The sequence below is a fragment of the Peribacillus sp. 05N428 genome (genome assembly GCF_056397085.1).
In genome coordinates this window covers 277,788-290,480 of record NZ_JBFTMS010000004.1, presented here as the reverse complement: position 1 = coordinate 290,480, position 12,693 = coordinate 277,788, and the positions used below count along the sequence as shown (strand labels likewise).

Sequence of the window (12,693 nt, the reverse complement as noted above, 5' to 3'; positions counted from 1 at the left end):
GTTCAGACTGTAGACAAAATTCGAACAAAAGCCAGTTTTCATATAGTTTTTTTCTTATTTCTGTTGATTCCAGAAATCCGCTCCCTTTCCGCCGACTGTCTGCCATGCCTCATTAAAGCAAGGGCTTAAAAGCCAATTATCCTGGAGGGGTTTCGTAATCGCTGCAATCCAATTATGATTTAAAGTAAAAACCACATTTGAAATTCTAGTCTTGTTCTAAGATCATGGTTCGGATGAGACCATTCCGAACCTCTTTTTGTCGACAAACTAAAACCCGCCGATCGGGCGGGTTTTTAGGTTATCGATATGGATTAAACTTCTTCGCAATATTGATCGAAGTAGTCTTGTAATTTTTCTACTACAGACATCGGGTGGTGCCCTTCAATTTCATGGCGTTCTATCATGGTGATGATTTTTCCATCTTTCAGCAATGCAAATGATGGGGATGACGGCGGATATCCTTCGAAATAATCACGGGCTTTTTCCGTCGCCTCTTTATCTTGCCCAGCAAAAACGGTTACAAGCTGATCTGGGCGTTTATCATTATGGATTGCATGAGCAGCTGCAGGTCTAGCTATTCCCCCAGCACAGCCACAAACGGAGTTTACCATAACAAGTGTCGTTCCTTTTTGTGCAAATACTTCCTCTACTTCTTCGGGAGTGGTCAGTTCTGTATATCCAGCAGTCTTAATCTCATCGCGAGCCTGTTTGACTACGTCGTTCATTAAAAAATTAAAATCCATATTCATGGCATTTGCTCCTTCCAAGTTTTCTCTTCAATCCTATCATAACAATTGCCTCTTCGTGATTCAATAAATTTACCTGTTAAAACCGCATAATCCGTTCCGAACATGTTTAAAACGAAAGGGGAGCGGGAATCATGTGTGTAACAACAAGACTTACAAAAGGATGGGGCAGGCGTGGGAGATGATCCATGCCTGCCCCATCCCATTTATTTTTCATTAGACTTAAATGTTTCGGCAAAAGATTGAAAGGCCTGCTTAACAGCAGCAGTGACCGTTTTATTCCCTGACATCACTTGATTCTCGAGTATAGGGAGAAGACTCTTGACGGTTTCATTTTTATAAAACATCGTTTTAAGCTGGTGATCGATCAATGAATAAAGCCATTCCCTAGATTGCATTCTTCTCCGTTCTTGAAAAACACCCGATTCCTTGGTCATATGGGAAAATTCATTCAATACATCCCAAAGTTCAGGAATTCCTTTACCGGTTATGGCGGAACAAGTATATGCCTTTCCTGCCCAACCCTTTGTGGCTGGCTGAAGGAAGTGCAGGATTCTGCTATATTCGGATTTCGTCCTAATCGCCAGGGGGAGGTTCTCGCCGTCGGCCTTATTGACAACAATTCCGTCCACAAGTTCCAGAATCCCTTTTTTCATCCCTTGCAATTCATCTCCGGCACCCGTTAGGACAAGGAGCATGAAGAAGTCGACCATACTTCGAACTATAGCTTCACTCTGACCGACCCCGACAGTTTCTATCAGTATCACATCAAATCCTGCAGCTTCACAAAGCAACATCGTTTCCCTCGTTTTGCGGTGAACCCCGCCCAGAGTTCCTTCGGATGGTGAGGGTCTTATGAAGGCATGGGGGTTTCTAGCCAGTTCCTCCATCCTTGTCTTATCGCCCAGTATACTTCCGCCATTGACCGAAGAGCTTGGATCGACGGCTAGAACGGCTACCTTATGGCCCCTGTCACATAAGTAGGTTCCGAACGTCTCGATGAAGGTACTTTTCCCGGCACCGGGCACTCCGGAAATCCCGATGCGCATTGAGTTCCCTGTATGAGGAAGGATACTATGCAATAATTCCTGTGCATGATCCAAATGATGGGATGCATTGCTTTCAACCAATGTAATCCCTTTGGCTAGCTTGGCCCTGTCCCCTTTTATGATTCCCTCTTTAAGTTCATGGACCGGTATGTTTACATTATGTTTTTTGACGAATTTGCTTTTTGAAGGTTTGTTTTGGCTGGCTGCTAATTCCACACCTGGCTTTAATGAAGAAGCAAAACCTTCCTGATTGTTAAGATCGACCCATTCCGGCTTTTTGTCTTCACTCATTATTGGGCCACTTCCTCATATCCGAGGCGATTGTATATTTCCTGAAGCACTTTCTTTGCTGCCTGCGGAATGACCGTTCCAGGTCCAAAAATGGCTGTAGCGCCATTTTCCATAAGATATTCATAATCCTGCGCAGGGATGACGCCGCCTACGATCACTATGATGTCCTCTCGTCCCAAGTTCTTCAGTTCCGTCATAAGCTGCGGCAACAATGTTTTATGGCCGGCAGCAAGCGAACTCATTCCGACTACATGCACATCATTTTCCACGGCCTGGATGGCGGTTTCTTTCGGTGTTTGGAATAATGGACCGATATCGACATCATAACCTAAATCCGCAAACCCCGTTCCGACTACTTTAGCTCCGCGATCATGACCGTCCTGACCCATTTTAGCCATTAACAAACGCGGTCTTCTTCCTTCATTTTCAAGGAATTCTTCCGTCATGCGGACGACTTCCTCAATTTCCGCTTCTTTTGAGTATGCCGAGCTGTATACGCCGCTGATAGAACGGATCGTTGCTTTGTGACGTCCAGCCACCTCTTCGATCGCATCCGAGATTTCACCTAATGAAGCCCGTACTCTTGCTGCTTGCACAGCCAGTTCAAGAAGGTTACCCTCGCCAGTTCTGGCAGCCATTGAAAGTGCTTGAAGAGCTTCATCCACCTTTGCCTGATCACGTTTGGCTTTTAATTCGCTCAAACGCTTAAGCTGACTTTCGCGAACTGCTGTATTGTCGATCTCCAGTATTTCAATCGGATCTTCTTTTTTCAACCGATACTTATTGACGCCTACGATCGTTTCATCTTGAGAATCGATTTTTGCCTGACGCTTTGCAGCGGCTTCCTCGATCCTCATTTTTGGAAGGCCGGTTTCAATTGCCTTCGCCATTCCTCCCAGACCTTCGATTTCTTCTATGTGAGCCCAAGCCCGTTCGATCAATTCACTAGTGAGCGATTCTACATAGTAAGAACCCGCCCATGGATCGATTACTTTTGTGATCCCGGTTTCCTCCTGCAGATAGAGCTGTGTATTACGTGCAATACGTGCCGAGAAATCCGTTGGCAGGGCAATGGCCTCATCCAATGCATTAGTATGGAGCGACTGTGTATGTCCAAGTGCAGCAGCATGCGCTTCGATAAGGGTCCTTGCGACATTGTTAAACGGATCCTGCTCGGAAAGGCTCCAGCCGGAGGTTTGGGAATGAGTCCTCAATGCCATCGCTTTATTATTTTTCGGTTCGAATTGTTTCATCAGTTTTGACCAAATGAAACGAGCCGCCCGCATTTTCGCCACTTCCATGAAATAGTTCATTCCTACAGCCCAGAAGAATGACAGGCGTGGTGCAAATTTATCGATATCAATGCCTGCTTTCATTCCGGTACGTGCATACTCAAGCCCATCCGCCAACGTATAGGCAAGTTCGATATCAGCCGGCGCCCCCGCTTCTTGCAGATGATAACCGGAGATGGAAATGGAATTGAACTTGGGCATATATTTGGAAGTATACTCAAAGATATCAGCTATGATTTTCATGGACATTTCAGGCGGGTAGATATACGTATTCCGAACCATGTATTCCTTTAAGATGTCATTTTGAATCGTGCCTGAAAGCTTATCCTGTGTTACGCCTTGTTCTTCAGCTGTCACGATATAAAACGCAAGGATCGGTAATACTGCACCGTTCATTGTCATTGACACGGACATCTGATCAAGCGGAATGCCGTCGAACAGGATCTTCATGTCAAGAATGGAATCAATGGCAACTCCCGCCTTCCCCACATCACCGACAACGCGTGGATGATCGGAGTCATAACCGCGGTGTGTAGCTAAATCAAAAGCAACTGAAAGCCCTTTTTGCCCCATCGCCAGATTACGTCTGTAAAACGCATTGGATTCCTCAGCAGTCGAAAAACCTGCATACTGCCGTACCGTCCAAGGACGATTGACATACATCGAAGGATAGGGCCCCCTTGTAAAAGGAGCGATGCCTGGCACACTTTCCATATGTTCCAGGCCGCGAATATCTTCCTCAACATAAAGCGGTTTGATTTTTATTTGTTCATTGGTTTCAAACAGAAGATCCTCAATGTTTTTACCAACGGCTTTTTCGACTTCCTTTTTCCAAGCTTCCACTGTACCTTTCATCTCGGACTTAGCAGGATTTATAGCAGAAAAATTCGGTTTTTTCATTTCAGTTCACCCCTAGCTTCTGCAATAATTCAAGTAAAATGGATATTGCATTCGTTTTAACATGGATAAAATCTTTGACCCCGGCTTCTCTTAGTGTAATCTCCAATTCTTCTTGCTGCTTGCCGGCACTATAAATAGTGATTTCAGGGAATTGCTTTTTAATTTCTTTAATGATGACTGGCGCTAATTCCGAATAGTCACCATCACTGCCGCAAAGACAATAGATTGGGAGCTTGGTCGCAGCTACATAATCGATTGCTTCCTCAACGGTTTGACATCCCTTACTGCCGATTGTTTCGATACCACCTGCTGCCGCAAGACTTTGAACGAAATCTGCACGAGGTTTATAGGATTTGAGATTTTTCAAATTAATTAAACCGATAGTTGGAGCCGTTCCGCTTATTCCTTTAAGCTTTTCACTGCGTAGTCTTATCTGTTCGAACTGACTGGATACCCGTTCCAATTCAAGTGGGGTAATGCCAAACGGCTTCGCAACTTTCATATATGACACATGTTTATCCTTTGTCGTGGTTTTAATCTTATCAGCGGGATTCGGATATACATTCGTTCCGATGATACTTTCTTTTCTGAAAGCAGCATTTTGAACTCTTCCTTGGAAAACTTCAGCTATTTCTTTCTGAAGGGTACCTTGTTTAATTAGCTCCAGAATCCCTCCAGCTGCATCGATTTCAAGGAATTTTACCCAAGCCTTTTCAGCCAATTCATCCGTTAGTTGCTCAACATACCATGAACCGCCAGCAGGATCGACTACTGTTGTAATATTTGTTTCTTCTTTTAAAATCAAGTGAGTATTACGGGCAATTCTTTCTGAAAACTCATCGGTTTCACCTGTTGCGTGTGTAAATGGATGGATTTGAAGATATTGAATGCCTCCAATAGCTGCTGCAAAAGCTTGGTTCGTGGTCCGAAGAATATTGACGTACTGATCATATAGCGTTTCTGTCAACTCGGAAGTTACGGCATGTATCGTCATTTTAAAATGGTCCGATGCTGTATCGAAAGCTTCTGCAAGACCTGCCCAAAGCCTTCTGGCAGCCCTCAGTTTAGCGATGGACATGAAGTAATTTGAATCCACTGCAAACGAGAATACTATTTTTTCGGAAACCGCAGCAATAGAAAGCCCTTGCTTTTGCCCTTCCAATAGATATTGGATGGCTGCCGATAATCCGTAAGCTATTTCTTGTACGGCATTGGCTCCTCCATTATGGTAGACTGCCGTATTAATCAAAACTGTTTTTAAATCACTGCCTACCTTCTGATAATCCTGGATCGTCTTCAGCCAATCTGCAAAATAGTTATCCGTATCTTCTGGCATCTGACCGCAAATGAGCCATTCTGCAATTGGATCTTCAGCAATGACGCCTGTCAATTGGGTATTTTGTGCTTCGGCAACAGCTTTGAATTGAGGGAATAATTCTTTTTGTTTCCCCTTAAGGTCAATGAAAACCGGCATTTCTTTTAATGGTATTTCCTTAAACAATGTTTCAGCCCTTGCTCCCTCGGAAAGCAATCGTGCAGGGTATGCCACGACATTTTGACCGCGCTTGAATGCAGCCCTCATCTTTTCATTTGCTTCTTCAGCCGTGATACCGCTTACAGGTTGAACGACAAGCCAAGGTTTGTCATGATATCCCGTTGGGGACGTTCCTCGGGTGAAAGGGAAAAATCCTGGCAATTCAGCTACTTTTTCCGTTGATTCCACCTTTTCTGTATAGAGTGGATATAAAGCGATGCCCTCATATGTATTCGTTTTAAGCTTTTCTACACTTTTCCCTTTTAAACTTGCTTCCGCAGCTTCTTTCCACTCTTCATAAGAAGGCTTAGGAAAGGTTATGTTTTTTACATCTTTCAGTTCCATCTGTAATCGCTTTCTTATCCTCATACGCCCTTTTCCTCCATTGGGAGAACGAACGCTCAGTCAGTTTTGGATAAGAAAACCACCCTCCCGTCAATTTGATCTGGATTATACTAACATTCTACCATAATTTTCTTGAAGTTTAAGACAATAGAAATTAGCAAACCTGTTATTAGGGAAACCACTAGCCTATTTTGCCTCTTCAAATCAAGTACAGCCCCTGACCTGTATTAGAACAGCTCTTAATAAAATAATAGCAAAAATAAAATTTTTGTCGATGTTTTTCTACGGAAAAGCGAAGTGCAAAAAAAAAGGAAGGACCTTCCGGCCCTCCTTTTCTTCATTTTAGTATATCGGAGTGTTGTCTTTGGAAATCTTTTCGATGATTTCTTTAACCCTCGCGAGGAATCGTCCGCATACCAGTCCGTCCAAAACACGATGATCAAGTGATAAACAGAGATTCACCATATCTCGTACTGCAATCATGTCATTAATGACCACTGGACGTTTTACAATCGTTTCAACCTGTAAAATGGCTGCCTGTGGATAATTGATGATTCCCATGGACTGGACAGAACCGAATGAGCCAGTGTTATTAACAGTGAACGTACCACCTTGCATATCCTCTGCTTTTAACTTACCTGACTTCACTTTGGATGCAAGTTCCTGTATTTCCCTTGCTATACCTTTGATTGATTTTTCATCTGCATTTTTAATGACCGGAACAAATAGGGCATCTTCAGTTGCAACGGCTATCGATATATTGATTTCTTTCTTTTGTATGATTTTTTCGCCGGCCCACATCGAATTCAGTTCTGGAAATTCCGTAAGGGCTTGAGCAACTGCTTTTACGAAAAAGGCAAAGTACGTTAAATTATAGCCTTCTTTTTGTTTAAAATCGGATTTTAGATTATCACGCAACTTCACCATATTGCTGGCATCAACTTCCACCATCGTCCAAGCATGCGGAATTTCGTGCTTACTTTTCAACATATTGGACGCAATTGCCTTACGGATGCCGGTTACCGGTATTTCCTTGTCACCAGCCGCAGTCGGCACGTTTGTTACTGGACTTGTTTGACGATTGACTTGAGGGGCAATCTCTTCAGGAGCCGCATCGGAAATTGCGGAAGGCTCATCCGCCTTAGGAAGATTCCCTGATTCAACAAGTTTCAGTAAATCTTTACGGGTGATCCGTCCCTCATTCCCCGTTCCTTTAACTTTTGATAGATCGATTCCATGCTCCTGGGAAAGTTTTAACACAGCTGGCGAATAGCGAGCTTTCCTTGATGGTTCTGCCGCTTGCTGCACATCTCTTGTAACAGGTGCATCAACTTTTTCCTCACTATGAGAAACTTGCCCGGCATTTTCGTTACCCGTCTTTGCCGTTTCAACTTCAATCGAGCAGATGACTTCCCCGACTGCCAATGTTTGATTCTCATCCGCTTTCAATTCCTTGATGATGCCGGTGAAGGAAGAAGGAACCTCAGCATTTACTTTATCCGTCATCACTTCAGCTAGCGGGTCGTATTTCGTGACATGATCCCCAGGCTTCACAAGCCATTTACTGATGGTTCCCTCCGTGACACTTTCGCCTAGTTGGGGCATCTTCATTAATTCCATAGCCATAATTCATCCTCCTTCTTAACAGTCATTAATACTCGGCCAATTCCCTCATTGCTTTTTCCACTTTATCGGGATTCACCATGAATTGTTTTTCCATCGTAGGCGCATAAGGCATGGCAGGTACATCCGGGCCGGCCAATCGTTTTACAGGGGCATCCAAATCAAAAAGGCAATGCTCGGCAATTATGGCTGCGACCTCACTCATGATGCTTCCTTCTTTATTATCTTCCGTAACAAGTAATACTTTTCCTGTTTTAGAAGCCGCTTCTATGATGGCATCCTTATCCAAAGGATAGACGGTACGCAAGTCAAGAACATGTGCAGAAATTCCATCTGCAGCTAATTTTTCGGCTGCCTGAAGGGCAAAATGCACACAAAGGCCATAGGAGATGACAGTAATGTCTTCCCCTTCCCTTTTCACATCCGCCTTACCGATGGGAAGTACATAATCTTCAGTAGGCACCTCACCCTTGATCAAGCGGTACGCGCGTTTATGTTCAAAGAAAAGCACTGGGTCTTCGTCGCGAATGGCAGCTTTAAGCAAACCCTTTACATCATATGGAGTGGATGGCATCACAATTTTCAAGCCCGGCTGATTGGCAAAGATCGCTTCAACCGATTGCGAATGATAAAGAGCTCCATGAATCCCCCCTCCATATGGAGCACGGATTACCATAGGACAGCTCCAGTCATTATTGGAACGGTATCTGATTTTGGCTGCCTCTGAAACGATTTGGTTAATGGCAGGCATGATGAAATCAGCGAATTGCATCTCAGCTATCGGCCGAAGCCCATACATGGCGGCTCCAATCCCAACTCCTGCGATTGCAGATTCAGCGAGCGGAGTATCGATGACCCTCTCTTCACCGAATTGGTCGTATAAACCATTAGTGGCTTTAAAGACCCCGCCTTTTTTTCCTACATCCTCACCCAATACGAATACACGGGAATCACGTTCCATCTCTTCCCTCATTGCCATTGTCACGGCATCTATATATGAAATCACTGGCATTCTATTACCCCCTTACTTTTGTGCATACACATGATTCATAGCACTTTCAGCCTTCGGATATGGAGCATTTTCAGCATAATCGGTTGCTTCGTTGACTATCTTCATTACTTCATCATTCATTTGTTTCTCAAGGTCATCATCCATGATTCCCACTTCTTTTAAATAGGCTCCAAATGTCATTATGGAATCCTTCGTTTTGGCTTCGGCCACTTCGTCCGCCGTCCGGTAGCTTCGGTCATCATCATCACTTGAATGTGGTGTGAGCCTATATGAGACGGTTTCTACCAGTGTAGGGCCTTCTCCCCTTCGTGCACGGTCAGCCGCTTCTTTCACCGCAGCATACACTTCCAATGGGTCATTGCCATCCACCGTTATTCCAGGCATTCCATATCCAATCGCCCTGTCGGAAACATTTTCACACGATAGCTGTTTCTCAATAGGAACGGAAATCGCATATTTATTATTTTCACACATGAAAATGACCGGTAGCTTATGCACACCTGCAAAGTTGGCCCCTTCATGAAAATCGCCCTGATTGGATGAACCTTCCCCAAACGTTACGAATGTTACCAAATCCTTACCTTCCATCTTCCCTGCAAGGGCAATTCCGACAGCATGCGGGACCTGTGTCGTTACAGGCGATGAACCAGTGACGATCCTATTTTTCTTTTGACCAAAATGACCAGGCATTTGGCGCCCGCCGGAATTGGGATCTTCCTCTTTCGCGAAGCCTGAAAGCATCAAGTCTTTTGCGGTCATTCCGAAGGTAAGCACAACACCTACATCCCGATAATAAGGCAGTACATAATCCTTTTGCCGATCAAGCGCAAACGCTGCCCCAACTTGAGCAGCTTCTTGCCCCTGGCAGGAAATCACGAAGGGAATTTTCCCGGATCGGTTTAAAAGCCACATGCGCTCATCAATTCTGCGGGACAAAAGCATTGTCCGGTACATATCTAAAACCGTTTCCTCATTTAAGCCTAATTGTTCATGACGTTTTTCTACCATCATAAAACCTCCTGACCTTATTCTTTATGAATGAATGGCACGTCCATCGACAGCAAGGGCCGCCTCTCCGATTGCTTCGGAAAGACTTGGGTGCGGATGAATTGTCTTGCCTATTTCCCAAGGTGTCGCGTCAAGCACTTTTGCAAGTCCAGCTTCTGAAATCATATCCGTAACATGTGGCCCGATCATATGAACGCCCAGTATATCATCCGTTTTCTTATCGGCGATGATTTTGACAAAACCATCCGCTTCCCCGAAAACAAGGGCCTTACCAACTGCACGGAATGGGAATTTCCCTATTTTAAGGTCAAAGCCTTCCTTATTTGCCTGATCTTCCGTCAAACCGACACTTGCAGCCTCAGGGCTTGAATATACACATTTTGAAATGAGCGAATAATCCAGCGGTTCCGGTTTTTTGCCTGCAATATGTTCAACGGCCGTAATACCTTCATGGGAGGCAACGTGTGCCAATTGCAGACCGCCGATACAGTCACCGATCGCATAGATATGTGATTCCTTCGTTTGGAAAAAGTCATTGGTTTCAATAAAACCTTTTTCTTTCACAATCTCCGTATTTTCAAGGCCGATCCCTTCAACATTTGCCGATCTGCCTACGGAAACCAGCATTTTTTCAGCTGTGAATTCCTCTACCGAACCTCTGACTTCAGCAGAAATGGATACTGAATCATCCGTTTTCAGGGTTTCAGGCAATACCTTGGCACCTGTAACGAATTTGACGCCTTTTTTCGTCAGGAGACGAAGCATTTCACTGGAAATATCATGGTCTTCTGTCGGGATGATTCTATCTGCATATTCCAGTACTGTCACTTCCACACCAAAATCATTGAGCATCGAAGCCCATTCAATGCCGATAACTCCACCGCCTACAATAATCATCGATTTTGGCAGGCTCTCAAGCTTTAGAGCTTCATCCGATGTAAGCACCAATTCCCCATCAATCGCTAAACCGGGCAGTGTCTTCGGACGCGATCCGGTGGCAATGATGACATTCTGGGGGATGAGCATTTCATTTTCGGTGCCATCATTCATTTCCACGGAAATTGTCCCAGGCATCGGTGAAAATATAGAAGGACCAAGTATACGCCCTAACCCTTCATAAACCGTTATCTTTCCCTGTTTCATCAAGTGCTGAACTCCTTTATAGAGTTGATCGACCACTTTATTCTTTCTTTCCTGCACTTTAAGGAAATCTACCTTTACATCCCCGGTAACAATACCGAATTCCTCACTTTTCACTGCAGTCTGATAAACTTCCGCACTCCTTAAAAGTGCTTTCGAAGGGATACAGCCATTATGTAGACACGTTCCGCCGAGCTTGCCTTTCTCCACGACAGCCGTTTTCAATCCTAATTGAGCAGCCCTTATTGCCGCCACATACCCGCCTGTTCCTCCTCCGAGGATAACGAGGTCAAATTCTTCAGCCAAAACCACTCCTCCTCCTCACAAATACATACAATTTGTCACCATTTTTACTTGCCCTATGTTTATTACGTTATCCATGTTGAAAATTCCTGTGTTTATTTAAAAAAACACAGGAATCTAATCTTGTAAAATTACATTCATTTTCTTCCATTCAGGATATGTTTTTCATTTTGCAGGAATTGGCTCCTTGAATTCCTCATGCGAGCAATTCGCTCCTCTGCCATCCTATCCGCCGCTTTATAAGTTGGGATTTGATCACGTTTTGCAATCTCGATGACTCTTTCAATTGTATCATAAACCGTTTCCACTTTCTTAAGGGCTCTTTCCCGATTATACCCTAAAAGCTCATCGGCCACGTTTATGACTCCCCCTGCATTAATTACATAATCAGGAGCATATATAATCCCTTTTTCATGAATTTGATCGCCATGAACAGTTTCCTTTAATTGATTATTCGCAGCACCTGCAATGACCTTCGCCCTGATTTGATTGATTGTTTGATCATTTATGACAGCCCCTAATGCACAAGGTGCATAGATATCACATTCGACTCCATAAATTTCATCTGGATTCACTGCAGTCGCCCCAAAGGATTCAACCGCACGGGCCACGCTTTCTTTATTGATATCCGTAACGATAAGCTTGGCGCCCTCCTCATGAAGATGACGGCATAAGTTATAAGAAACATTCCCGACGCCTTGGACTGCAACCACCTTGCCTTCTAAGGAATCAGTTCCGAATGCCTCTTTTGCAGCAGCCTTCATACCGCGGTATACCCCATATGCCGTTACCGGGGAAGGGTTACCCGAAGAACCGAATGCTGGGGAAATCCCCGTGACAAAATCCGTCTCCTCATGAATGAGATCCATATCCTCAACCGTTGTACCTACATCTTCAGCTGTTATATAACGGCCATTCAGCCCTTGGATATACCTTCCGAATGCACGGAACATTTCTTCATTTTTATCCTTACGCGGATCGCCGATGATGACGGTTTTCCCCCCGCCCAAATTCAAGCCGGCAGCGGCGTTTTTATATGTCATTCCTCTCGAAAGCCTTAAGGCATCTTCAATGGCATCTTCTTCAGATGCATACGTCCACATCCTTGTGCCTCCAAGCGCAGGCCCTAATGTTGTATCATGAATGGCAATAATCGCTTTCAAACCCGATTGTTTATCCTGACAGAATAGCAGTTGCTCGTAATCATACTTCTCAAGATATTTAAAAATTTCCATAAAGGAATCCTCCCTAGATGTTTAATACATGTCAGATATGAGACTACTGAATTTCTCCTCATTCTTACTTGTTCCTACGTTCGTTTTAAATAAAAATCCGCTACTCACATGATATTTTCCCCATGGGGAATGGTTCCCTTGAAAAACCCATGCACCTTTAAATATGCAAATAACATGCCAATAAAATACATAATCAGCATCTTTTTATCCAAAAA

The 12,693-nt window shown here is 44.1% G+C and carries 9 protein-coding genes; all 9 read right to left on the bottom strand.

The window, feature by feature from the left end; genetic code table 11:
- Window positions 1-311: 311 nt before the first annotated feature.
- On the bottom strand, window positions 312-749 hold the full coding sequence (locus AC1DIV_RS06430; protein ID WP_034308239.1) for a BrxA/BrxB family bacilliredoxin: 438 nt from the start codon (window positions 747-749) through the stop codon (window positions 312-314).
- Window positions 750-952: 203 nt separating this feature from the next.
- Window positions 953-2,086, bottom strand: a complete 1,134-nt coding sequence (gene meaB / locus AC1DIV_RS06425; RefSeq protein ID WP_063594082.1) for a methylmalonyl Co-A mutase-associated GTPase MeaB — start codon at window positions 2,084-2,086, stop codon at window positions 953-955.
- Window positions 2,086-4,278, bottom strand: coding sequence for a methylmalonyl-CoA mutase (gene scpA, locus AC1DIV_RS06420; protein ID WP_323598506.1), 2,193 nt, complete (start codon window positions 4,276-4,278; stop codon window positions 2,086-2,088). The genes meaB and scpA overlap by 1 nt, the downstream gene beginning before the upstream one ends.
- A gap of 1 nt (window position 4,279) precedes the next feature.
- Window positions 4,280-6,181 carry a methylmalonyl-CoA mutase family protein gene (locus AC1DIV_RS06415; RefSeq protein ID WP_477576010.1) on the bottom strand — a complete coding sequence of 634 codons (1,902 nt, stop codon included), beginning with the start codon at window positions 6,179-6,181 and terminating at the stop codon, window positions 4,280-4,282.
- A gap of 318 nt (window positions 6,182-6,499) precedes the next feature.
- Window positions 6,500-7,783: a dihydrolipoamide acetyltransferase family protein gene (locus AC1DIV_RS06410; RefSeq protein WP_477576008.1), complete on the bottom strand. Its 1,284-nt coding sequence runs from the start codon at window positions 7,781-7,783 to the stop codon at window positions 6,500-6,502.
- Window positions 7,784-7,808: 25 nt separating this feature from the next.
- Entirely contained in the window at window positions 7,809-8,792 is a 984-nt protein-coding gene (locus tag AC1DIV_RS06405) for an alpha-ketoacid dehydrogenase subunit beta (protein ID WP_048679296.1), read from the bottom strand.
- Window positions 8,793-8,804: 12 nt separating this feature from the next.
- Complete coding sequence (locus AC1DIV_RS06400; RefSeq protein ID WP_048679300.1) at window positions 8,805-9,800, bottom strand: thiamine pyrophosphate-dependent dehydrogenase E1 component subunit alpha; 996 nt, start codon at window positions 9,798-9,800, stop codon at window positions 8,805-8,807.
- A 24-nt stretch (window positions 9,801-9,824) separates the two neighbouring features.
- On the bottom strand, window positions 9,825-11,246 hold the full coding sequence (gene lpdA, locus AC1DIV_RS06395; protein ID WP_477576006.1) for a dihydrolipoyl dehydrogenase: 1,422 nt from the start codon (window positions 11,244-11,246) through the stop codon (window positions 9,825-9,827).
- 134 nt (window positions 11,247-11,380) lie between these two features.
- Entirely contained in the window at window positions 11,381-12,478 is a 1,098-nt protein-coding gene (gene bcd, locus AC1DIV_RS06390) for a branched-chain amino acid dehydrogenase (RefSeq protein ID WP_048679307.1), read from the bottom strand.
- Between the last annotated feature and the right edge of the window lie 215 nt (window positions 12,479-12,693).